Origin of the sequence: Tenacibaculum aquaeponti (assembly GCF_052084715.1) — a bacterium.
Lineage (GTDB): Bacteria > Bacteroidota > Bacteroidia > Flavobacteriales > Flavobacteriaceae > Polaribacter.
In genome coordinates this window covers 2,900,446-2,922,815 of sequence record NZ_CP197288.1, presented here as the reverse complement: position 1 = coordinate 2,922,815, position 22,370 = coordinate 2,900,446, and the positions used below count along the sequence as shown (strand labels likewise).

24 protein-coding genes and 2 tRNA genes are annotated in these 22,370 nt (G+C 28.9%); 23 read left to right on the top strand and 3 right to left on the bottom strand.

The genetic code is table 11. From position 1 onward, the window contains the following. Positions 1-82: 82 nt before the first annotated feature. Together ACSIGC_RS13225 and metK are read right to left on the bottom strand one after the other, a co-directional pair. Complete coding sequence (locus ACSIGC_RS13225) at positions 83-841, bottom strand: hypothetical protein (RefSeq protein WP_442265283.1); 759 nt, start codon at positions 839-841, stop codon at positions 83-85. Between the two features lie 98 nt (positions 842-939). Beyond that, positions 940-2,193 carry a methionine adenosyltransferase gene (gene metK, locus ACSIGC_RS13220; protein WP_442265282.1) on the bottom strand — a complete coding sequence of 418 codons (1,254 nt, stop codon included), beginning with the start codon at positions 2,191-2,193 and terminating at the stop codon, positions 940-942. A gap of 286 nt (positions 2,194-2,479) precedes the next feature. Here metK and trxA point away from each other — a divergent pair, with 286 nt between their 5' ends. From trxA to ACSIGC_RS13195, 5 genes are all read left to right on the top strand, one after another. Further along, positions 2,480-2,797 carry a thioredoxin gene (gene trxA / locus ACSIGC_RS13215; RefSeq protein WP_299677588.1) on the top strand — a complete coding sequence of 106 codons (318 nt, stop codon included), beginning with the start codon at positions 2,480-2,482 and terminating at the stop codon, positions 2,795-2,797. 66 nt (positions 2,798-2,863) lie between these two features. Continuing rightward, a complete protein-coding gene (locus ACSIGC_RS13210; protein WP_442265281.1) occupies positions 2,864-3,790 on the top strand; it encodes a DUF58 domain-containing protein in 927 nt (308 codons plus the stop codon). Between the two features lie 66 nt (positions 3,791-3,856). After that, positions 3,857-3,930: transfer RNA gene (locus tag ACSIGC_RS13205), tRNA-Asp, on the top strand. Positions 3,931-4,052: 122 nt separating this feature from the next. Then, a tRNA-Asp gene (locus tag ACSIGC_RS13200) sits at positions 4,053-4,126 on the top strand. Between the two features lie 132 nt (positions 4,127-4,258). Next, a complete protein-coding gene (locus ACSIGC_RS13195; RefSeq protein WP_442265280.1) occupies positions 4,259-5,014 on the top strand; it encodes a ThiF family adenylyltransferase in 756 nt (251 codons plus the stop codon). Here the strand turns inward: ACSIGC_RS13195 and ACSIGC_RS13190 are convergent. Further along, positions 5,011-5,769, bottom strand: a complete 759-nt coding sequence (locus ACSIGC_RS13190) for a response regulator transcription factor (protein WP_442265279.1) — start codon at positions 5,767-5,769, stop codon at positions 5,011-5,013. The genes ACSIGC_RS13195 and ACSIGC_RS13190 overlap by 4 nt on opposite strands. 164 nt (positions 5,770-5,933) lie before the next feature. On the opposite strand from ACSIGC_RS13190, the gene ACSIGC_RS13185 reads away from it, so the two are divergent. From ACSIGC_RS13185 to dtd, 18 genes are all read left to right on the top strand, one after another. Then, positions 5,934-6,614, top strand: a complete 681-nt coding sequence (locus ACSIGC_RS13185; RefSeq protein ID WP_442265278.1) for a hypothetical protein — start codon at positions 5,934-5,936, stop codon at positions 6,612-6,614. A 129-nt stretch (positions 6,615-6,743) separates the two neighbouring features. After that, a complete protein-coding gene (locus ACSIGC_RS13180) occupies positions 6,744-6,977 on the top strand; it encodes a hypothetical protein (protein ID WP_442265277.1) in 234 nt (77 codons plus the stop codon). A 75-nt stretch (positions 6,978-7,052) separates the two neighbouring features. Further along, entirely contained in the window at positions 7,053-7,628 is a 576-nt protein-coding gene (locus ACSIGC_RS13175) for a hypothetical protein (protein WP_442265276.1), read from the top strand. 28 nt (positions 7,629-7,656) lie between these two features. Then, positions 7,657-8,568 carry a hypothetical protein gene (locus ACSIGC_RS13170; protein ID WP_442265275.1) on the top strand — a complete coding sequence of 304 codons (912 nt, stop codon included), beginning with the start codon at positions 7,657-7,659 and terminating at the stop codon, positions 8,566-8,568. A 54-nt stretch (positions 8,569-8,622) separates the two neighbouring features. Continuing rightward, positions 8,623-8,958: a PadR family transcriptional regulator gene (locus tag ACSIGC_RS13165; RefSeq protein ID WP_299677561.1), complete on the top strand. Its 336-nt coding sequence runs from the start codon at positions 8,623-8,625 to the stop codon at positions 8,956-8,958. Next, positions 8,955-9,539 (top strand): hypothetical protein, encoded by a 585-nt coding sequence (locus tag ACSIGC_RS13160; RefSeq protein WP_442265274.1) that lies wholly within the window; start codon positions 8,955-8,957, stop codon positions 9,537-9,539. Before ACSIGC_RS13165 ends, ACSIGC_RS13160 begins: the two co-directional genes overlap by 4 nt. 71 nt (positions 9,540-9,610) lie before the next feature. After that, the gene (locus ACSIGC_RS13155; RefSeq protein ID WP_442265273.1) at positions 9,611-12,220 is read left to right on the top strand and encodes a carboxypeptidase-like regulatory domain-containing protein; all 2,610 of its coding nucleotides are present in this window, start codon (positions 9,611-9,613) and stop codon (positions 12,218-12,220) included. Positions 12,221-12,255: 35 nt separating this feature from the next. After that, a complete protein-coding gene (locus tag ACSIGC_RS13150; RefSeq protein ID WP_442265272.1) occupies positions 12,256-12,981 on the top strand; it encodes a GLPGLI family protein in 726 nt (241 codons plus the stop codon). A gap of 57 nt (positions 12,982-13,038) precedes the next feature. Beyond that, positions 13,039-13,899, top strand: a complete 861-nt coding sequence (locus ACSIGC_RS13145) for an ABC transporter ATP-binding protein (RefSeq protein WP_442265271.1) — start codon at positions 13,039-13,041, stop codon at positions 13,897-13,899. A gap of 4 nt (positions 13,900-13,903) precedes the next feature. Further along, positions 13,904-15,460 (top strand): hypothetical protein, encoded by a 1,557-nt coding sequence (locus ACSIGC_RS13140; RefSeq protein WP_442265270.1) that lies wholly within the window; start codon positions 13,904-13,906, stop codon positions 15,458-15,460. Beyond that, on the top strand, positions 15,450-15,857 hold the full coding sequence (locus ACSIGC_RS13135) for a thiol-disulfide oxidoreductase DCC family protein (protein ID WP_442265269.1): 408 nt from the start codon (positions 15,450-15,452) through the stop codon (positions 15,855-15,857). Before ACSIGC_RS13140 ends, ACSIGC_RS13135 begins: the two co-directional genes overlap by 11 nt. Positions 15,858-16,163: 306 nt before the next feature. Then, the gene (locus tag ACSIGC_RS13130; RefSeq protein ID WP_442265268.1) at positions 16,164-16,988 is read left to right on the top strand and encodes a prephenate dehydratase; all 825 of its coding nucleotides are present in this window, start codon (positions 16,164-16,166) and stop codon (positions 16,986-16,988) included. Then, positions 16,985-18,142: a pyridoxal phosphate-dependent aminotransferase gene (locus tag ACSIGC_RS13125; RefSeq protein WP_442265267.1), complete on the top strand. Its 1,158-nt coding sequence runs from the start codon at positions 16,985-16,987 to the stop codon at positions 18,140-18,142. Before ACSIGC_RS13130 ends, ACSIGC_RS13125 begins: the two co-directional genes overlap by 4 nt. A gap of 7 nt (positions 18,143-18,149) precedes the next feature. Continuing rightward, positions 18,150-19,013: a prephenate dehydrogenase gene (locus ACSIGC_RS13120; RefSeq protein WP_442265266.1), complete on the top strand. Its 864-nt coding sequence runs from the start codon at positions 18,150-18,152 to the stop codon at positions 19,011-19,013. Between the two features lie 12 nt (positions 19,014-19,025). Next, positions 19,026-20,108 (top strand): chorismate mutase, encoded by a 1,083-nt coding sequence (locus tag ACSIGC_RS13115; RefSeq protein ID WP_442265265.1) that lies wholly within the window; start codon positions 19,026-19,028, stop codon positions 20,106-20,108. 56 nt (positions 20,109-20,164) lie between these two features. Then, entirely contained in the window at positions 20,165-20,917 is a 753-nt protein-coding gene (locus tag ACSIGC_RS13110; RefSeq protein WP_442265264.1) for a DUF5995 family protein, read from the top strand. 42 nt (positions 20,918-20,959) lie between these two features. Then, positions 20,960-21,910 (top strand): ribosome small subunit-dependent GTPase A, encoded by a 951-nt coding sequence (gene rsgA / locus ACSIGC_RS13105; protein WP_442265263.1) that lies wholly within the window; start codon positions 20,960-20,962, stop codon positions 21,908-21,910. A gap of 7 nt (positions 21,911-21,917) precedes the next feature. Next, positions 21,918-22,370 carry a D-aminoacyl-tRNA deacylase gene (gene dtd / locus ACSIGC_RS13100; protein WP_442265262.1) on the top strand — a complete coding sequence of 151 codons (453 nt, stop codon included), beginning with the start codon at positions 21,918-21,920 and terminating at the stop codon, positions 22,368-22,370.

Here is a 22,370-nt window from a genome sequence, read left to right as displayed (position 1 = left end):
TTTAAAGATTTGAATTTAACTTAAACAAAAAAAGGTGAGAAAATTAATTTCCTCACCTTTTAAATAGTTTATAATATATTTTCTAATTGTAGGAAAAATTAATCGCAACTGTTTCTGAAGAAGATCTCGCATTTAATACTGCAATTGCATTAATCGGATAATTATCTTGATCATAAGTATAACTAATATCAATTGAAGCCTCTACACCTCCATTTTCATTCTTATAAACAAACTTTACAGGATTGTTCATAGGCAATAACTGACTTGCCTTAATAATTTCTGAAGCTTGAGCATTCATACTAAAATCTAATTGAACTTTATCTAAAATATCAATAATACCAGCAGCTTTTAAAGTATAAAAATACATATTAGGAGCATCATCGTAGATAATTTCTGCCGTTAAACTAATAGTTTCATATTGCCCTGTATTGTAATTATAAACCTGATCTTCAAAAGAAATTTGAGAAGGGTTTCTATTATCATCATAACTTACAACTTGTCCTAATTCATAAGCATTAAATGGTGATTGAAACAATTCTTCTAGATTTAATGTTTCATTAAGTCCTTGAGCAGAAACATTTAATAAATCACCTGTATTTGTATATTGAATAGAGCTTGTTTCATTTCTAGACACACCTGTAATTCCTGTTAATTTATTGTTTCCATCATATGAAAAACTTACAGAAATATCTTCTCCGTTCTGATTCGATGAAATTTTCTTTAATCTTTTTTCTGCAACATCTTGATTCATGTCATCAAAATCATCAGAAACTGAATTACTACAACTTGTAGCTAAAATAGAAAGTGTTAAAATCGATAAAAAATAATTGATTTTTTTCATAGTTAATAATTTTATAATTGGTACACAAATAAACAAAAAAAGTCTAGAAAACTTTGTGTAATCTAGACTTTTAACGTTATAGTAATGTCAAATTATTTTTATAAGCTAAAAGCTCTTTTTACTTGATCTATATAATCTAATTTTTCCCAAGTAAATAATTCTACATCTAATGTTTTTTCTTCACCATTTGGTTGAACAAATGTTTTAGACACTATTTCATTTACTCTTCCCATATGACCATAGGCAGCAGTTTCACTGTACATTGGAGTTCTAAGCTTTAACCTTGATTCAATTGCATGAGGTCTCATATCAAAAATCTCAGATACCTTATTCGCAATTTCACCATCATTTAAATCTACTTTTGAAGTTCCATAAGTATCTACAAAAATCCCCATTGGCTCAACAACCCCAATCGCATAAGAAACTTGAACTAAAACCTCATCTGCAACTCCTGCAGCAACTAAGTTTTTAGCGATGTGACGTGTAGCATAAGCTGCACTTCTATCTACTTTACTTGGATCTTTTCCTGAAAAAGCTCCACCACCGTGAGCTCCTTTTCCTCCATAAGTATCAACGATAATTTTTCTTCCAGTTAAACCTGTATCTCCATGAGGTCCACCAATAACAAATTTTCCTGTAGGATTAATATGATATTTGATATCATCGTTAAATAACTTTTGAATACTCTCTGGTAATTTAGCTATTACTCTTGGAATTAAAATATTTTTGATATCCTCTCTAATCTTATCTAACATTGTAGCATCGTCTCCAAAATCATCATGCTGTGTAGAAACCACAATTGCTTCAATTCTTTGTGGCACATTATCATCTGAATACTCAATAGTTACCTGACTTTTAGCATCTGGCCTTAAATAAGAAATATCTTTTCCTTCTCTTCTTAACTCTGCTAATTCTTTTAAAATTAAGTGAGATAAATCTAAAGCTAAAGGCATATAGTTTTCAGTTTCATTAGTCGCATAACCGAACATCATACCTTGATCTCCTGCACCTTGCTCTTCTTTCTTAGCTCTATCTACACCTCTATTGATATCATCTGACTGTTCATGAATTGCAGAAAATACTCCACAAGAATTTCCATCGAACATATATTCGCTCTTAGTGTAACCAATCTTATTAATTACATTTCTAGCGATTTTTTGAACATCTAAATAAATATTAGACTTCACCTCACCTGCTAAAACTACCTGACCAGTAGTCACTAAAGTTTCACAAGCAACTTTAGATTCTGGATCGAAGGCTAAAAAATTATCAATTAATGCATCACTAATTTGATCTGCAACTTTATCTGGATGTCCTTCAGATACACTCTCTGATGTGAAAAAATATGGCATGTTATCTTTTTTTCGTTTTGAATTAATAAACTTTTTCTGAGGAAGTTGTCGTAAAATATAGCAAACATTACTGTTTTAGCATTTTTTTACGAGGTCGCAATCAGAACAAATCTTTCCTCAAAAAAATCAGCGTCAAATTTAATATATATATATTCATTTTTAAAATTTATCTCCGTTAATATTTACAAAATCAATTGATACATAAGAAAAACCAATTTAAACACTATTGAAAAAAGTGAAATAAATTATTACATTTGTAGTTAATAAATACATAAAAGACAAAAGAATGGCATTAGAAATTACAGATACATCATTTGAAGAAGTAGTATTAAAATCTGACAAACCTGTTTTAGTTGATTTTTGGGCTACTTGGTGTGGGCCATGTAGAATGGTTGGACCTATCATAGATGAGATTAGTAGCGAATATGAAGGTAGAGCTGTTGTTGGTAAAGTAGATGTAGATGCTAACCAAGAATTTGCAGCTAAGTACGGAGTTAGAAATATTCCTACTGTATTAGTTTTTAAAAATGGTGAAGTTGTAGCTAAGCAAGTTGGTGCTGCTCCTAAGAAAGCATATACTGACAAAATTGATGCTGCACTATAAATTTTATAGAAAAATTAAATAAAAAAGGTTTGACGATCGTCAAACCTTTTTTATTTTTAAAAACTTATGAGTATACAACTTTCATCTCTTCAATCTTCAGAAATAAAAAATTTAGAACTTCTTGCGAAACAAGTTGTAGAAGGTTTTATAACAGGAATGCATAAAAGTCCGTTTCATGGTTTCTCTGTGGAATTCTCTGAACATAAACTTTACAACAAAGGAGAAAACACTAGACATATTGACTGGAAACTTTTTGCTAAAACAGAAAAACTATACACTAAGAAATATGAAGAGGAAACTAATTTAAGGTGCCATATCATTATAGATAACTCTTCATCGATGCATTATCCGATTAAGCAAGTTCAAAAATTTGATGATCTTAACAAAATTGGATTTTCTTGTGTGGCTGCTGCTTCATTAATTGAAATCTTAAAAAAACAAAGAGATGCAGTTGGCTTGAGTATTTACTCTGACACATATGAATTTTACGCTCCTGAGAAAGGAAGCGAACGTCATAGAAAACTCATTATTAATGAATTAGAAAAAACATTAACTTCAAAAACTAATTCAAAGTCAACAGATACATATAAATATCTTCATGAAATTGCAGAAAAGATTCACCGTAGGTCTTTAATTTTTGTTTTTACTGATATGTTTCAAACCAATAAAAATCAAGAAGAATTATTTAATGCACTGAGACATTTAAAGTACAACAAACATGAAGTTGTGTTATTTCATACTTACGATAAAAAGTTAGAATTAGATTTTGATTTTGAAGATGGACCTAAAAAGTTTGTTGATATAGAAACTAATCAAGAAATAAACCTTTATCCTGATACAGTTAAAGACAATTATAAAAAACAGACGGAATTATTTTTTAATGATTTAAAAAACGAATGTTTGCAATATAAAATTAATTATGTGCCTGTTAATATTCATGATGGATACAATTCTATTTTAACAAGCTATTTAATTAGCAGAAAGAAAATGTAATTTTTTTAAAAAAAGTTTTTGCAGAAATGAAAAAAGATTATATATTTGCACCCGCAATAAGGCAACGGTCTGGTAGTTCAGCTGGTTAGAATACATGCCTGTCACGCATGGGGTCGCGGGTTCGAGTCCCGTCCAGACCGCAAAAGCTTCTCAATTTTGAGAAGCTTTTTTTATACATTAAAATTTTTTCTCTAAACATTTCTTCATAAATACTTTATCAATTTAAAAAAAAATAGTAAGTTTGCACCCGCAATAAGGCAACGGTCTGGTAGTTCAGCTGGTTAGAATACATGCCTGTCACGCATGGGGTCGCGGGTTCGAGTCCCGTCCAGACCGCAAAAAGCTTCTCAATTCTGAGAAGCTTTTTTTATATTTTCAAAATAATTGACTTACTTTTTAAACAACTAAACTTTTGTGTAGTTAACATCTTATTAATTGATAGTACTTTTGACCTAAATCCCAGTAAAAATGAATGAACGATACATTAGAAATAGATTATATTTAAATAGCCAAGAGCAAGAGATCATTAAAAATTGTTCAGTTATTCTTGGTGGATCTGGGATAGGAAGTGTAATAGCCGAATGTGCATTACGATTAGGTTTTGAGAAAATAACCATTATAGACGGAGACCAAGTAGAATACTCTAATTTAAATCGTCAAAATTACACGGAAAAAGATATTTCAATAGACAAAGTAGAAGCAATTAAAAACAGATTATTAAGCATTAACTCTAATGCTGAAATTAATGTATTTAATGAATTTATTACAGAAGATAATATAAAAGGATGTATAGAAGGTCATCAAATTGCGATTAACGCTTTAGACTTTTCTTCAGACATCCCTTTATTATTTGACGAAATTTGTCAAGAAAACAACATACCTGTACTTCACCCTTACAATTTAGGTTGGGGCGGTTTAGTAACTGTGATATCTCCTAAAGGATTATCTTTAAAAACCCTTAAACGTGTAAATGAAGATTTTAACGAAGTTAACGTAGTGAAATACGCTACTAGTTATCTAAAATTTTGGGGTAACCCACACGATTGGATTGAAGAAATCCTTGAAAAATACATTAACGAAAAAGAGCCTTTACCTCCACCACAGCTTTCTATAGCATCATGGACAGTAGCAGCAATGTGTACACATCTTTTATTTAACATTGCAACCGGTAAAGAGCACAAAGAATTTCCTGAGTTTTATTTATCTACAATTATGAATAACTAGATTAATCTATTGTTTGTAGCATAAGCAATTGCTTCAGAGATATTAACTACTTCTAGTTTGTCAAATAACTTTCTTCTATGAAATTTTACAGTATCTGGAGATACAAAAATTGCTTCTGCAATCTCATTTATAGTGTAACCCCTAATAGAATATCTTAAAATTTCACTTTCTCTACTAGTTAATTTTATCTTCTCTGTAGTTTTCCAAAAGTCTCCCTCAAGATCATATTTGAAAATTTTATTATCCCCTTTTTTGTAAACTTTAATATTCCCCGAGTTTTGTTCAGCCGATAACGATATTATACATAAAGCTTTCCATATTTTCCCATCATTAGTTAAAAACAAAGGAGTTAATTTCTGATTAATCAAAATTATTTTCCCTTCGTTATTCTTTAAATGAAAATCATAAGAAATAGTATAATTCTTTCGTTCCTCTACCGGTAGCTTCTCATAAAAATCGAAACCTATAGTATTAATCTTTAATAAGAGATCTAAATCTGGTTCAGTAACATACTTGAAATAAAAAGCGTACCCCATCTTTTCCACTTCCTCTGCTGTATGTCCACATAAAAAAAGTGGATTATCTGAAACATATTCAAAACCTTTTTTTTCATAATCTATAATATAGATACTTTTATAGGTAGTCCTAGCAAAAGCCTTTACTGGTTCCAGATAGTCAACCGTTTGATTTTGATCTTCATCTGAAATTTCGTTAACGGTATTTTTGCTGTAAAAAAAATCATTAACATTTGCCATATATAGAAGGTTGGTTAGTATTTTCCAAATATAAATCTTTTTTTTATTTCACAATTTTCAAAACTACACTTTTGTGTAGTTTTCAGTAAATCAACATATTACTACACTTGAGTGTAACAAAACTGCTTCAATCTCTAGATAGTTTTAAGGTAAAATATTCAATTATGATACCATCTAAAAACTATTTACAGAAACTAGAAATACATCAAATAATAGAATTAGCAGAGTTTATTGTTCATGAAAACTACAATCATCACACCAATGAAACTCTACCTGAAAATCATACAGATGACATCAACTCTATCTATTATGAAGAACTAAACTATTATAATAATTCTGAAATTTTTGTATCTAAAGATATCATAGGCAGTATAAACGGAGCTATTCGAGTTTTAAAATGGAATTTTAAAGATATTTTACCCATTCAAAAGATATTTGGTATTAATCCATTTTTAGCAGTTAAGAATGACTCTATAAATAACATATTTCATATTGGTCGTTTTGCAATCAAAAAAAATGTTGGAGATATTAATTTATTTAAAAAATTAATGGTTTGCGCCATAGCTCCAGTTTGTGAACATGAAAATAATGTTGCATTTGCAGAATGTGATAGTAAATTATTAAGAGTATTGCGTTTATTAGGTATAAAAGCAGAAATAATAGGCAGACCTATACACTATTTAGGGTCAGAAACTATACCAGTAGCATTACCATATAAGGGACTAATAGACTTCTATAATAAAAATAAATCATTAGTAACAATAAACACTACTGAGGACAACTCTCAATTACTACCCAAAAGTGTAGTTTTCAATAGATTAAACATCAACTACCCTTTTGTGTAGCATCGAAAGAAGAGATTGTTACTACCTTTGAAGTGTAACAAATACCGAAGGCCAGAGGTTAGACCGATGATCAATTAACGTCTCAAAACTATGATTGTTTTTAATTAACCTTTTTTAAATATTATAAACATGAAAAATTTAGTATCAAAATTAATCGGAGGAATCGCTTTAACTGCTTTAGTAATCGGATCTTTAACTACAACTGTAAACGCTCAACCAGTAGACATGAATGATGTAAACATCAATACTGCTGAAAGTTTTGAAGCTTTTGTAGCTGAAAAAGAAGATTGGACTTTTATTTCTAGAGATTTCGTTTACAAAGGATCTAAAGAAACTGCTACTCCTGATAAATCAGAGAACTAAGATTCTTTTAAAAAATAAGGAAGGGTTACAACCGGTAACCTTTTCCTTTTTTTAAACTTTTTAAAATTAAACTCTATGAAGACTTTTAAATACATACTATTAGGATACCTTATTACTCATATTTCTTTTATGTTGATTGTTGGATTTACAAGCTTTACCGAGTTTAAAGACAAAAAATCGTACGAAACATTAAATCCGGTTGGTCAATCAATTGTTGATTTCAGCAGCATATTTGAATGTTCTAAATCTGTAAACGATTTCATATACTTTTATTCAATTTTTACAGGAACAAACAGAGGATATTCCTTTTTTTCACCAAATGTAGCTGAGACAAAAGTAGATATCACTTTTGTTGCTGATGGAAAACGAATTGACTTACCATTACTTACTCAAGAATCTAAATTAAAGTTTGAATGTGCAAACTTGCATTTCAAATCTAATATTTTTAATGAGGAAGAACGGGATGTTATACTGCGCTCCATATCTTCTTATCTTTTCTCTGCTAATCCAACCATTGATAAAATAGATGTTTATTTACACTTAAGTAAATATATGGATCTACAAACAGCAAGAGATTTAGGTTACGGTGTTAAGCGTAAAAGTATATTAGGATTTTCTGCAACAAAAAAGGAGAGAATAGCTAAAAAATAATCAAGTAATAACAATTAATAATAGTATTATGATTACTAAAATTGAATCTTTTATTTTTAAAAATTCTATAAGTATAAACAGAGAGTTTGCGATTAAACTTATTACTCTTTTTGCTTTAGTGAATATACTTACAGTATTACCAGATGTATTTCATATTTTTAGCGATCAAGGCATTATTAAAAGCCAAGTAAATCAAAGATATGCTTTTTGGTACCAACCAGTACTAAATTGGTTCTTTAAAAGTTTTTCTTATATCGGCTTAAATGCTAATGCTACGCTACTAGTGTTTATCTTTATGTATATTGGTAGCTTAATAGCAATACTTTCTAATTTTAAAAGAACTGGATTTGCTTTTGTAGCTTGGTTTGTTCACTTTACATTAATTAATTCAGCTTACTTATTCTCTTACGGAGCAGATTATTTCATGTCGTTTACATTATTTATTAATCTAGCTATATGTTCTAGTTTATTATTTAAAAAAGACATACAAAGTTCATTGTATTCATTTATCATACGATTTTTACAAATTCATTTGTGTCTGGTATATTTCTTTGCTGGACTAGGAAAAGCTTTAGGTACAGATTGGATTGATGGAAATGCAATATGGTTCGTTATAAACACTTACACTTCTGATAGTGTAATTGAAAACTCATTACCTTTAATTGCTTATCCAATGTTTTTTAAAATACTGGGGTGGGGAACTGTGATTTTAGAATTACTATACCCAATTTTAATGTTCACTAAATTCACAAGAAAAGTAACATTGTGGTTAGTTGTTTTATTACACGTAGGAATCGCGGTATTTATGGAATTTTACACTTTTGGCTCGATAATGATATTATTAAATTTTATTGCATTCGGACAACATCTTAAATTGAAGTTCATTGAAAAAATCAATATTAAATTCAATAAAAAGTCTTTAAAAACGCAAACAGTCTAACATTTTTTAGCACAATACATAGCATTACAATGTATTTTTTTATATATTTGAATTATGAATTCAGAATTTGTTCAAAAATGGCAGTCGCAAGTAAAGAAAGGTACATTAGCTTTTATCCTGTTAAATGTACTAAGAGATAATGAGTTTTATGGCTACGAACTTATTGAACAGGTAAAAAAATATACAACTATAGAAATTGCTGAAGGTACATTGTATCCATTAATGAATCGACTAAAAAAAGAAGGATTAGTGACTTCTAAATGGGTAGAACAAGAATCAGGAATTCCTAGAAAATATTATCAACTTACTGCTATTGGGGTTGAAACATTAGACGAAATGATTGAGTATTGGCAATCACTTGAAACATCAATTAAAAAGCTAACAAAATGAAAAACATAGAGTTTAAAGACAAATCGGCTCAAAAAATCTACGATAATTATTTTGGAAGAATTCGTAGAACGATTTCTGTGTTAGCGGATAGCGATAAACAAGATGTATTAATGGAGTTTAATAGCCATATATATGAAGGTATATTAAATAATAGCAACACAAACGAAGTGGAAAAAATATTAAAAATAACACAAGATTTAGGAGATCCAGAGGTAGTTTTAAAACCTTTAGTTGCTGACAAAAAATTAAAACAAGCAACAAGAACTTTTAATCCTAAACATATATTTGAAGCTATATTTTTAAATATAAAAAATGGATTTGTTTATAGTGTTTTTGCTATTCTATACATTCTTTTATTAGGTTTTGGGATTTTAATGTACTTGAAAATTAGATATCCAGAAAATACTGGTTTATTCTTAAAAGACGGAGAATTTGTAGCCTTAGGAATGTTAAAGACAAATGAGAATGTAACAGAAATACTAGGTAATTGGTTCATTCCTGCCGTATTTTTTAGCGCATTAACATTATATATTCTTTTAACTATACTGCTAAGAACAACAAGAAAAAGAAAGAAAGAATAATTTTTTTGACCATATACATAGCTTTACAATGTATATGGTTATGAAAACAACATTGTATAACTCATACTGAAATGAATTTAAATCGTAAACATATTATCATCCTTATTTTCTTAATGCAAACCTTATTAGGTTTTGCTCAAAGTAAGGTTATCTCAGGAAAAGTGATAGACTTAAATCAACTTCCTATAGAAGGTGTAGCAGTAATACTTTACAATACTCAAAAGAAAATTATAGAGTACACTGTAACCAACGAACAAGGAAACTATGAAATTAAAGCTGCTGTAAATTCGGGTTATACATTAGAAGTATCTCACATTGCTTTTCTTAAAAAACAATACAACTTTACAACTGAAGATCTAAACAAAAACTCAATTATTAAAAATTTCACACTAGAAGAAAATCTAACTTCTTTAGATGAAGTAATTCTAGTGTCTAGTAAAAAAGCAAAAGACACTGTTAAGTTAGAGTTAGATAAACTTAACTTATATGATAACGACAATTTAAAAGACATACTAAAGAAAATACCAAACTTTAGACTTTCTGATGATGGGACTATTATTTATAAAGGAAAAAACATAGATAAAATTTTAGTTAACAAAAAACCTTCATTTGAAAATCAAAATAGTATTGCTTTAGAAAATATTGAAAATAAAATCATAGAAGGAATTAGCGTAATTAATAACTATAGTGATGATTTCTCTTTAGATTTTGAAGATGAAGAAGAAAGTGTATTAAACATTGACACTAAAAATAAGAATCAAACAATTATGAATGGTTCTTTAGAGACTAAGTACGGCTACAACAACAAATACGAAATACGTGCAAAAGGATTTTTATTCTCTCAATCTTTAAACGCATTCTTAACACAAAACACCAACAACATTGGTAAAACAACAATAAAATCAAACGAAATAAAGAAATTATTTAGTGTAGGACAACCTTTCTCTCCATATCAGGCTCAGAGTTTAGGAATGTTATTTGCATCAAACGAAAACCTTCAAAAAGATTTCTTTTCAAGCACAAACTTAACTTTAAGAAATCAAACTCAACGTTTAAAAACTTCAGGAGTATTTTATCACTTTGCTCCAGATAGAATTAGCAGTGTTTTACAAAACACAAGCACATTAAACAATGAGAATTTATTAAATACAACAGATAATACAAGAACAAAAACTCAATCTTTCTTAGGCGCTTTAGGTTTAGCATACAAAGTTTCAGACAAAACAATTTTAAGTTACAATTTAAATGCAAATTATATAGATGATACAAATAAAAGTACAATTGAAAATGAGTTGTTCACTAACGGAACAGCAAGCGGCACTAACAATATTTCATCTAGTAATTTAAATGAGGTTTTCTCAGGATATCATCAATTAAATTTAAAAAGTAAACTTAGAAAGAATTTAATTTTAGAGGCAAATACAGCATTATATCATGAAGGAACAAATTTCTTGAACGATTATAACGTTACAGATAATTCATCTACAATTAACGATGAACAAGATTATAAGTTTAATAAGAATCAATTTTCTGGAGGTTTAGGGTTACGATTAAAAGTATCTGAAATCTTTATTCCAAGGTTAACACTGGATTATTACAGGACTCAAGAAAAAATCTTCGACAAAAATAATAGTATAAATCTTATAGAAAGAGATCGTAATAATTACATAGTAAACTTAAAAGTAAGAGGTAACGATGTTATTAAAAAAGGATTAGATTATCAATTTTCTTTAGGAACAGATGTTTTTTCTAACACATTAAACAACATTACTGAACAGAATGACACTTTTATACCAATGTCACTTTGGGTAGATTATGATCGTAAAATGCATAGATATTACATTAGTTATTCTAGAAAAAGAAAATTCAACGAAATAGAATCTGGTATAAATACAATTCAACCTTTTAATAGTATCTGGAATGGAAATTCAATTTTTCCTTTAGGCTTTAACTATTCAGATCAATTTTACACGAGTTATAATTACGATAATCTTTTTGATGCAGAAATATTCTCTATCTCTTTTAATTATGAAACACAGAATAATTCTTTAAGAAGAGCTTTTGTACAACAACAAAACGGTATTTCGGAATATGATTTTTTCATTGCCGAAAAAGCACAAGACTATTCTATAGAAACTTTTTACTCTAAAACAGTAGCGCCAATTAAGTTTCCTACAAAAGTTGATCTTTCTCTATCATATTCTGGAGCTAAATACCCGTCTAAAATCGGGCAACAAGATGTAAATATTACAACACAAAATATAGCTCCAAGATTAAATATAGAAACAATAACAGACAGTTTTATAAATTTTAGTCTTTCTACAAGATTATCTTTTATTACTGATGAAGTTGAAAATTTATCTTACGATTCTAGATACTCAAGCAGTTCTTTTTCAATCTTATTTAAAGATAAATCTTACAAAGGAAACATTAGTTTCTTATACGATAATAACATTATAAACAACACTACTTTTTCTAGAAAGAACATTAATCTAGGATTTGAATATACTAAAGGTAAAATCACTTATAGTATAGAAGGACGACACTTAGGAGAATTGTTAAACATCTTTGAAAACGATGCTTATAACTCACAATTCATCATCAGAAACGGTATTACCACAACGCTGGTAAATAACCAATCATTAAACTATTTCATAGCAGGAATAAAATTCAATTTATAAAAATTAAAAAATATAACCTTTTAAAACTTAATACCATGAAAACATTTAAAACTTTAGCAGTAATCATTTGTGCAATCTTCGCATTAAACACTAACGCTCAATCAAATAAAAAAGAAGTACTTAAAGTAAATTATACCAGTGGATGTGTATCTGACTTTATGGTTGGAATGATGAAAAAGCAAATTCAAGATCCTCAGAAATTATCAAACTTTTTAAAGATGATGGGAGATTACAAAGTTCATAGTACATATTATATCAACACAAAAACTAAAGAATCGTTATTCGTTTTAGATTCTGTTTCTGAAGTTAAAAATTTAAGTACAACAGGATATACTTTTTATGTTTTAAAGAACAAAAAAGGAGAAATTAAAGGAAAAGAAAACTTTATGGGTAAAGACATCTTTTTCCAAGAAAAAAGTAACAACATTAAGTGGGAATTTACTGATGAGCAAAAAGATATTAACGGATACCAATGTAAAAAAGCTCACTTAAAAGGAAATGCTGATATTTATGTTTGGTTTACTCCAGAAATTCCAGTAAACGGTGGACCTCATACTTTCTTCGGATTACCAGGATTAGTATTAGAAACTAATAGTCCATTCGAATCTACAAACACAAACACAATTTCTTATTGTACAGCTAAAGAGTTTAACAATCGTTTTAAAGAAGTAGACGAAAAAGATAAGACTCAAAAATCTATTCCATTATCACAAGTACATGTTAAGAAAGAGAACTTCCAACGTATGATTAGCAAAGGATAGTCTTTCAATAAAAAAACAAAAATATCAATAGAATATTCACCTTAAAAATTAAAGAACATGCAGTTAACGATAAAAAATCTTACGAAAAAATACAATTCAAAGAAAATAGGATTAAGTGATTATTCTATTGATATTTCATCAGGAATCTTAGGAGTTTTAGGTCCGAATGGTGCCGGTAAATCAACATTAATGAAAATGATTTCTACCATTACAAAACCAACGCAAGGTGATATTTTCTTAAATGAAAATGATGTGGTGAAACATCCTAATTATATGCGTCAAACACTTGGTTATTTACCTCAAGATTTTGGAGTATATCCTAACTTAAATGCTTACGAATTTTTAGCATATATGGCTGCTATGAAAGGTGTCGGTGGAAAAAATTTACACTATAGAATTGAAACATTATTAGAAGAGGTTAATTTAACTGATGCAGCTAAAAACCAACTAAAAACATACTCTGGAGGAATGATTCAGAGAATTGGAATTGCACAAGCATTATTAAATGACCCGAAAGTCTTAATTTTTGATGAACCAACTGTTGGTTTAGATCCAGAAGAAAGATTGCGTTTCCGTGATTTAATTTCAGATTTAGCAACAAATAGAATCGTTATACTATCTTCTCATATCGTTTCTGATATAGAATCTATCGCAGATGAAGTTGCGATCATGAAAAAAGGTAATCTTATTATTAAAGACAAACAAGATTCAATTACCAAACTAGCAGAAGGTAAAGTTTATGAAACTACTATAAGTAGAGCTAATATAAATAATTTCAAAAACAATTTTAACGTAGTTAGTTCATATCGAATGAATGACGAATTTAAAGTACGTTACATTTCAAATGCAGTGAATCAAATTGGAGAAATGGTTACTCCTACTCTAGAAGATGCCTATATCTATTTAACTAAAAACTAAAACCATGATGTTACAATATTTCAATATTATTAAAGGAAATTATTTACAATATATTAGAAGTTATTCTTTTCTGATAACTATAGCCTTTAGTTTATTTATTGCTTTTAATTTTGTGCCTTCTCAAGAAGCAAATTATACCACTGTTAGTTTTGGCGGATATACTGGAGATTATACAGCAGAATGGATCGGTTTTGTAACAGCCATTTTAGCAAGTACATTTTTATCTTTATGTGGATTCTTCTTAGTTAATGGAAGTATTAAAAAAGATATAGAAACCAGAATTGGTCACATTATAGGAACTACTAAAATCTCAAATATTGCTTATATATTCTCTAAAATAGCAAGTAATTTTTTAGTTTTATTAACCATTTTGCTTATAATTTTTATTACTGGAATTGCATTATTTTTCTTGTATGGAAACACCCATACTTTCAATGTTTTAAGTTTTATTATACCTTATGTATTAATAGCTATTCCAACATTGTTTTTAATTGCTAATCTAGCTGTAGTATTAGAAATATTTTTTCCAACTAAACGAATGCTTCAATATGGAGTGTTTTTATTCTTATTCTTCGCTACATTATTTTCAGCAACTAATAATGAAACTTCAGTTTTTTCTTCAGACATTTTTGGAATTCAACATGTAACAAGTAGTGTTGCAAATCAAGTACAAGAAACTTTTAATAAAAAGGATATTGGATTATCTATTGGTTTTGTCTCTGGAAGTAGAAATCCTGAAAAAACATTTCAAATGAACTCGCTTTTTTTTCCTAGTTGGTACATATATAGTAGGTTGTTTTGGATTTTAATTGCTGCTTTGGTATCTGTAATTGCTTCTTTTTTCTTTCATAGATTTAATTATAAGGAATCACCTAGGAAAACTATTACTATTTCTGAAGAAACTAAATATAAAAGTGCTGATTTCAAGCTCGGAAACTTAAATCAAGATATTGAAATGTCTTACAGCTTAGCTCCGTTAATTGAAGCAGAGTTATTAATGATTGTTCGTAAAAACCCATCGTATTTATGGATATTAACTATATGCGGATTTACAAGTATGTTTTTTATACCTTTAAGTATTGCTCATTTATATGTATTACCTATTTTATGGTTTTTACAAGTAACCGTATGGTCAGATTTAGTTACAAAGGACCAAACATTTAGAACACATTTCTTTACCAACTCTTCGTATAATCCATTAAAAAGATTAACTATTTCAAGAATTATAGCTGGCTTATCTATCTCATTATTTATTGCATTACCTGTACTAATTAGGTATTTAATAGAATTAAATTTTAGTAGTGTATTAAATGTTTTACTTGGCGCTATCTTCATTGTTCTAGTTGCAGTTTTTTTAGGAGCTTTTACAAAATCTAAAAAAACTTTTGAAATCACCTTTTTCTTTTTAGTGTACTGCAACTTAAACCAAGTTAAAGAATTAGATTATTTTGGCGGATTACATAGTTCTTATAGTTATGGATTTGTAATGACTATAATTGTTTCAGTTTTATTCATTGCATCATATTTACTTCTATATCGAAATAAAACTTATGGAAACTAAAAAGTTATTAGAAAAATACGTTATTGTATTATATGATGGAACTTGCGGATTTTGCAATCAATCTATCTTATTTATATTAAATAAAAAACCTTCTGATAGATTACGATTTATTTCTCAACAATCTAATATTGGCAAACAAATTAAGCTACAGTTTAATATTAATGAACAATTAGACTCTATTTTTTTAATTGAAAATCAAATAGTTTACACTAAAGCAAATGGGTTTTTAAAAATTTTAAGTCATTTAAACTCTAAATGGTATTACATTTCTTACTTAAAATATGTTCCAAACTTCATTAGTAATCCTGTTTATGATCTAATTGCGAAATATCGACATCAATTTATATCTAAAAGTTGTAGATTATTATCTTTAGAAGAACGTAAATATTTTATTTAATTTTTTATTAAACACATAAATACCTCAAAACTTTTTTCACTTTTCAAAAATTAAACAACTTTTTTTATTAAAATCATAAAAATTAAACTTTGACAAATCATTTATTTGTTTTTATCATTTTAATATATAGATTTGTTTCAGACATTTAAGTTAAGAGTATATGTTACAAAATTTATGGCAAGGTTTCTTTTTTTACTTTTACTATTTTAGTAAGAGGAGAGGCTTTGTATCATAAATTTAAAAAATAACATTAAATTATATAAACTATAAAGCCTCGATTTTCGAGGCTTTTTTTTATGGATTAAAATGAAAAAAATAGCCATCCAAGGAATAGAAGGAAGCAACCATCATATTGTTGCAGAGAAGTTTTATCAAGAAGACATTATCTTAGAAAAATGTTTATCTTTTGATGCTCTTGTAGAAAGTTTAACGAGCCAAAAATCCGAACAAGCAGTAATGGCTATTGAAAACACCATTGCTGGTTCAATTATACCTAACTATGCATTAATAGATAAATACAACTTGCATATTTCAGGTGAATATTACTTACCTATTCATCATCATTTAATGGCTTTACCGAATCAATCTATAACAGAAATTCGTGAAGTTTGTTCTCATCCAATGGCGTTGTTACAATGTAAAGAATTCTTTAAAAAACATCGTCATATCAGATTAGTTGAGGATGTAGACACATCTGCAATAGCTCGTAGAATAGCTGATAAACAATTAAAAGGTGTAGCTGCAATTGCTCCAAAAATGGCCGCAAACATTTTCAATTTAGAAGTTTTAGAAGATGAAATTCAAACGATTAAAAATAACGCTACTCGTTTTGTAATTCTACAGACATCTAATCCAGAAAACGGAAAAGAAAACATTAATAAAGCATCGTTAAAATTCGAATTAGATCATAAGCGAGGAAGTTTAGCTGCAATGTTAAATGTAATGAGCGATTGTAAACTGAATTTAACTAAAATTCAGTCGTTACCAAAAATCGAAACACCTTGGAAATATGCTTTTTTCGTTGATGTTACTTTCGATACTTATGACGATTACGCTAAAGCCAAAGCAATTATAGAGATAATGGCTACAGATTTTAAAATATTAGGAGAATATAAAAACGGAAGATCATGATACAATTTGCAGATCGTTTAAATACCGTACAAGAATACTACTTCTCAAGAAAACTCAGAGAAGTTAGAGAGTTAATAGCTGAAGGAAAACCAATTATTAATATTGGAATTGGAAGTCCAGATTTACAACCACCTTCAGAAGTTATTAAAGCTATTACAGATGGAATTAACGAAAATGGTGCTCATAAATATCAGAGTTACCAAGGAATCCCAGAATTAAGAGAAGCTATTTCATTATTTTACAAAACACACTACAACACAACTGTAAACCCTTCAAATGAAGTGCTTCCCTTAATGGGTAGTAAAGAAGGAATTATGCATATCTCTTTAGCTTTATTAAACGAAGGAGATCAAGTTTTAATTCCAAATCCAGGATATCCAACGTATACTTCTGTTACAAATCTTATTGGTGCAGAAACTGTGTACTATAATCTTTCAGAAGAAAATGGATACCAACCTAATTTTGATGAATTAGAAAGTTTAAATCTTTCTAAAGTAAAGTTAATGTGGATTAACTACCCACATATGCCAACAGGTGAAAATGCAAAAAAGAATACCTACGAAAAACTAATTCAGTTTGCAAAAAAACATAGTATTCTTATTGTAAATGATAACCCGTACAGTTTCATTTTAAATGAAAAACCAACTAGTATTTTAGAGTTGGATGGAGCTAAAGATGTGGCCTTAGAATTGAATTCTTTAAGTAAAACATTTAATATGGCGGGTTGGCGTGTAGGAATGTTGTTAGGAAACGCTAATTTTCTCAACCAAGTACTCAAAGTAAAAACACAAATGGACTCAGGAATGTTTTATGGAGTACAAAAAGGAGCTATAGAAGCTTTAAAAACTTCTAAAAGTTGGATTCAACAACAAAACGAATTGTATAAAGAACGAAAAGAACTTGTTTTTCAATTAGCAGAAAAAATAGGTTGCACTTTTAATAAAAATACAAGCGGGCTTTTTGTTTGGGCAAAACTTCCATCAGGAAAAACAACAGAAGAGTTTATTAATGAATTGCTATATAAGTATCACATTTTCGCGGCACCAGGAACTATTTTTGGTTCGCAAGGAGAAGGATACATACGTTTCTCTTTATGCGTAAATAAAGATCAAATTAAAGAAGCTATTAACCGATTGGAAAATCATAACAATTAAGAAAATTATGAATGTTTTTATTATAGGAATTGGATTAATTGGTGGTAGTTTAGCTAAAGATATTCGAGAGAAATATGCTGAAGCAGTACTATTTGGAGTAGACAATAATGAAGCTCATATTAATGAAGCTATTGAAAAAGGTATAGTTGATAAAGATGCTTCTTTTGAAGAATTAAAGAATGCAGATATTGTTGTTGTTTCTGTTCCTGTAGATGTTTCTTTGACTTTAATTCCTAAAGTTTTAGATATTGTTTCTGAAAACTGTTTAGTTTTTGATGTAGGATCTACCAAAGAACAAGTTTGTGAAGTAATTAAAGAACATCCTAAAAGAAGAAATTTCTTAGCAACGCACCCAATTGCGGGAACAGAATTTTCTGGTCCTTCAGCAGCTTTAAACAATTTATACAGAGGTAAAACAAATATTATTTGTGAAGTTGAAAAAACAGCTTTTAAACTTCAAGAGAAAGCCTTAGAGATCTTTTCAAACTTAGGAATGAGAATCCGATATATGGATCCTGTTTCTCACGATAAGCATATTGCTTATGTATCACATTTATCACACATAAGTTCATTTATGTTAGGTAAAACAGTAATCGAAAAAGAAAAAAACGAACGAGATATTTTCGATATGGCAGGAAGTGGATTTGCTTCTACAGTTCGTTTGGCAAAAAGTTCACCTGCAATGTGGACTCCAATTTTCGAGCAAAACAAAGAAAATGTCATAGAAACCTTAACTGAATACATTCAAAATTTAGAATATTTTAAATCATTATTAGAAAAGAATAATTTCTCAGCAATATACACTGAGATGGAAAATACCAATCATATTAAACAAATTTTAAACGGAATACAAGAAGTAGAACTTCATTAAACGAGATTCACAATGGAAAACAAAAAAGAATTAAGAACATGGTTAGATGATTTCAAACTTAATCATCCATTAGTAATAGCAGGTCCATGTAGTGCTGAAACTGAAGATCAAGTATTAAAAATTGCTCATGAATTAAAAGATAGTGATGCTACGGTTTTAAGAGCTGGAATCTGGAAACCAAGAACTAGACCTGGAAATTTTGAAGGTGTTGGTGCTTTAGGATTAAAATGGTTAGAAACTGCCAAGAAAGAAACTGGAATGTTAACAACTACAGAGGTAGCCAACAAAAACCATGTAGAATTAGCATTAAAACACGATGTTGATATTCTTTGGATTGGAGCAAGAACAACAGTAAGTCCTTTCATCGTTCAAGAGATTGCAGATGCTTTAGAAGGAACTGACAAGATCGTTTTAATTAAAAACCCTGTAAATCCAGATTTACCTTTATGGCTAGGAGCTTTTGAACGTTTTTATACTGCTGGAATTACTAAATTAGGAGCTATTCATAGAGGTTTCTCTACTTATGAGAAAACGAGATATAGAAACAATCCAAACTGGCAAATTCCTATCGAATTACAAAATCGTTATCCAGATTTACCTTTAATTTGCGATCCTTCTCATATTGCTGGTAGAAGAGATATCATTTTTGATATTTGTCAGACTGCCTTAGATTTAAATTTTGATGGATTAATGGTAGAAACTCACTATGATCCAGATAATGCTTGGAGTGATGCAAAACAACAAATAACACCAGCTACTCTTATCCAAATGATGATTGATTTAAAAATCAGAAAGGAAACAGATACTGAAGCCGATTACAAAAATGCACTAAATACTTTAAGAACTCAAATCGATGTGGTAGATCACCAATTAATCGAAATGATGGGAAAAAGAATGAAAATTTCTGATAAAATAGGTTCTTTAAAGAAAGAAAAAAATGTCGCTATTTTGCAAACAAAACGTTGGAACGAAATATTAGGCAAAATGATTTTAGAAGGTGAAGAAAATAATTTAAGTGAAGAATTTGTTTTAAAAATATTTAAAGCAATTCACCAAGAAAGTATTAATCATCAGAAAAAGATTATTAACGGATAAAAAAAGCGCAGTTTTGCGCTTTTTTTATTTTCTTTAGTCATCTAAATCAACCGACTATGAGAACCATCAATACAATCGATGATGTTATCAACACACTAGAAAACATCATTACCGAATCTAAACAAACCTCTTCTACTCTTGGTTATTTTGCTGCTCTTTATAAAAAAGTTACTATAAAAGTTAAAGAAGGTATTGCCGAAGGATTCTTTGATGATGGACCTAGAATGGAAAAACTAGATGTAATTTTTGCGACAAGGTATATTGATGCTTATTATAATTTTAAAAAAAACATCCCTATAACTCAATCTTGGGAAAAAGCATTTAACTTATCTGAAAAATTTTGGCCGATTGTACTACAGCATTTATTAATAGGAATGAATGCGCACATTAATTTAGATTTAGGAATAGCTGCCTACGAAGTAACTAAAGGAGAAAACATTGAAAGCTTAAAAAACGATTTCAATAAAATAAATACAATTCTCTCTTCTTTGGTATCGGATGTTGAAAATGACTTAGCTACAATTTGGCCTTTTTTAAGAAAAATATTAAAACTCACTAGTAAATTTGATAACTTTTTGGTTAATTTTAGTATGGAAATAGCTAGAGATGGTGCATGGGGTTTTGCTGAGAATCTAGCTAATTCTCCAAAGAATCAAATTCAAATATTAATAACTAAAAGAGATCATAATGTTTCAGAAATAGCTTCTTTAATTACAAATCCTGGAATTATTGCAAACATTATTTTTGGTATAATTCGATTAGGAGAAAAAGGAAGCATTCCTCAAAAAATAAATGACTTAACCGTATAATCTTATAGTTAAGATTCGCTAATTTATTCTCATCTTTGTTTTATGAAAGGAACGGTATATAAATCAACAGGAAGCTGGTATTGGGTTAAGAGTGATAACACCTTTTATAAATGTCGTATCAAAGGAAAATTCAGAATAAAAGGTATAAAAAGTACCAACCCAATTGCTGTAGGAGATCACGTTGTATTTACAATTGAAACAAAAAACAATGAGGAGACAGGAATTATTACAGATATTTTAGAACGAAAAAATTATATCGTTAGAAAATCTGTAAATCTATCTAAACAAACTCATATAATTGCTTCAAATATAGATCAAGTTTTTCTACTAATTACTATTGATAATCCTCCTACATTCACTACGTTTATCGATCGTTTTTTAGTTACTGCAGAAGCTTACTCTATAGATGTTATTCTTATTTTTAATAAAATAGATACATATACAATTGAACAAAAAGCAGAAATTTTATACTTAAAAGATATTTACGAACCAATTGGTTATAAATGTATTGAAACCTCTGCTACTACAGGTAAAAATGTTGATTTAATAAAAAACATGATGATTGATAAGGTAAGTATGTTCTCAGGACATTCTGGTGTTGGTAAAACTACTTTAGTAAATTATATAGAACCTTCTTTAAATTTAAAAACAAAAGAAATTTCTGATCAGCATAAACAAGGACAACACACTACAACTTTCGCAGAAATGTTCGATTTAAGCTTTAATGCTTCTATTATTGATACTCCTGGAATTAAAGGTTTTGGAGTAGTTGATATGGAAAAAGATGAATTAGGTGATTATTTTCCTGAATTTTTTGCTTTAAAACAAGATTGTAAATTTAACAACTGTATTCACTTAAACGAGCCTCGTTGCGCTGTTAAAGATGCTTTAGAAAATGAAGAAATCTCTTGGTCTCGTTACAAAAGTTATTTACAAATAATTGAAGGTGAAGAAGAAAATTATAGAACTGATATTTTATCTGGAAGACAATAATTAAGTTATGAGAACTGTAATTCAAAGAGTTTCAAAAGCAAGTGTTACTGTAGAAAATAAAGTTATTTCAAGCATTAAAAATGGATTGTTAATATTAATTGGTATTGAAGATGAAGATACTGATGAAGATATTTTATGGTTAGCAAAAAAAATAGTTAACCTAAGAATTTTTAATGATGAAAATAATGTGATGAACTCTTCGTTATTACAAACACATGGCGAAGCGATAGTGGTAAGTCAATTTACTTTACATGCATCAACAAAAAAAGGAAATAGACCAAGCTACATTAAAGCTTCTAAGCCAGATATCGCAATTCCTATGTATGAGAAATTTGTAAAAGAATTCGAAAATCAATTAGGTAAACAAGTTCAAACAGGAATCTTTGGAGCAGACATGAAAGTAGAATTACTAAATGACGGACCAGTAACCATTGTAATAGACACAAAAGACAAAAAATAA

What these genes read in the sequence shown, in the direction of transcription:
- ACSIGC_RS13225 (WP_442265283.1), bottom strand. Translation starts at nt 841, where the DNA reads ATGAAAAAAATCAATTATTTTTTATCGATTTTAACACTTTCTATTTTA.
- metK (WP_442265282.1), bottom strand. Translation starts at nt 2,193, where the DNA reads ATGCCATATTTTTTCACATCAGAGAGTGTATCTGAAGGACATCCAGAT.
- trxA (WP_299677588.1), top strand. Translation starts at nt 2,480, where the DNA reads ATGGCATTAGAAATTACAGATACATCATTTGAAGAAGTAGTATTAAAA.
- ACSIGC_RS13210 (WP_442265281.1), top strand. Translation starts at nt 2,864, where the DNA reads ATGAGTATACAACTTTCATCTCTTCAATCTTCAGAAATAAAAAATTTA.
- ACSIGC_RS13195 (WP_442265280.1), top strand. Translation starts at nt 4,259, where the DNA reads ATGAATGAACGATACATTAGAAATAGATTATATTTAAATAGCCAAGAG.
- ACSIGC_RS13190 (WP_442265279.1), bottom strand. Translation starts at nt 5,769, where the DNA reads ATGGCAAATGTTAATGATTTTTTTTACAGCAAAAATACCGTTAACGAA.
- ACSIGC_RS13185 (WP_442265278.1), top strand. Translation starts at nt 5,934, where the DNA reads ATGATACCATCTAAAAACTATTTACAGAAACTAGAAATACATCAAATA.
- ACSIGC_RS13180 (WP_442265277.1), top strand. Translation starts at nt 6,744, where the DNA reads ATGAAAAATTTAGTATCAAAATTAATCGGAGGAATCGCTTTAACTGCT.
- ACSIGC_RS13175 (WP_442265276.1), top strand. Translation starts at nt 7,053, where the DNA reads ATGAAGACTTTTAAATACATACTATTAGGATACCTTATTACTCATATT.
- ACSIGC_RS13170 (WP_442265275.1), top strand. Translation starts at nt 7,657, where the DNA reads ATGATTACTAAAATTGAATCTTTTATTTTTAAAAATTCTATAAGTATA.
- ACSIGC_RS13165 (WP_299677561.1), top strand. Translation starts at nt 8,623, where the DNA reads ATGAATTCAGAATTTGTTCAAAAATGGCAGTCGCAAGTAAAGAAAGGT.
- ACSIGC_RS13160 (WP_442265274.1), top strand. Translation starts at nt 8,955, where the DNA reads ATGAAAAACATAGAGTTTAAAGACAAATCGGCTCAAAAAATCTACGAT.
- ACSIGC_RS13155 (WP_442265273.1), top strand. Translation starts at nt 9,611, where the DNA reads ATGAATTTAAATCGTAAACATATTATCATCCTTATTTTCTTAATGCAA.
- ACSIGC_RS13150 (WP_442265272.1), top strand. Translation starts at nt 12,256, where the DNA reads ATGAAAACATTTAAAACTTTAGCAGTAATCATTTGTGCAATCTTCGCA.
- ACSIGC_RS13145 (WP_442265271.1), top strand. Translation starts at nt 13,039, where the DNA reads ATGCAGTTAACGATAAAAAATCTTACGAAAAAATACAATTCAAAGAAA.
- ACSIGC_RS13140 (WP_442265270.1), top strand. Translation starts at nt 13,904, where the DNA reads ATGATGTTACAATATTTCAATATTATTAAAGGAAATTATTTACAATAT.
- ACSIGC_RS13135 (WP_442265269.1), top strand. Translation starts at nt 15,450, where the DNA reads ATGGAAACTAAAAAGTTATTAGAAAAATACGTTATTGTATTATATGAT.
- ACSIGC_RS13130 (WP_442265268.1), top strand. Translation starts at nt 16,164, where the DNA reads ATGAAAAAAATAGCCATCCAAGGAATAGAAGGAAGCAACCATCATATT.
- ACSIGC_RS13125 (WP_442265267.1), top strand. Translation starts at nt 16,985, where the DNA reads ATGATACAATTTGCAGATCGTTTAAATACCGTACAAGAATACTACTTC.
- ACSIGC_RS13120 (WP_442265266.1), top strand. Translation starts at nt 18,150, where the DNA reads ATGAATGTTTTTATTATAGGAATTGGATTAATTGGTGGTAGTTTAGCT.
- ACSIGC_RS13115 (WP_442265265.1), top strand. Translation starts at nt 19,026, where the DNA reads ATGGAAAACAAAAAAGAATTAAGAACATGGTTAGATGATTTCAAACTT.
- ACSIGC_RS13110 (WP_442265264.1), top strand. Translation starts at nt 20,165, where the DNA reads ATGAGAACCATCAATACAATCGATGATGTTATCAACACACTAGAAAAC.
- rsgA (WP_442265263.1), top strand. Translation starts at nt 20,960, where the DNA reads ATGAAAGGAACGGTATATAAATCAACAGGAAGCTGGTATTGGGTTAAG.
- dtd (WP_442265262.1), top strand. Translation starts at nt 21,918, where the DNA reads ATGAGAACTGTAATTCAAAGAGTTTCAAAAGCAAGTGTTACTGTAGAA.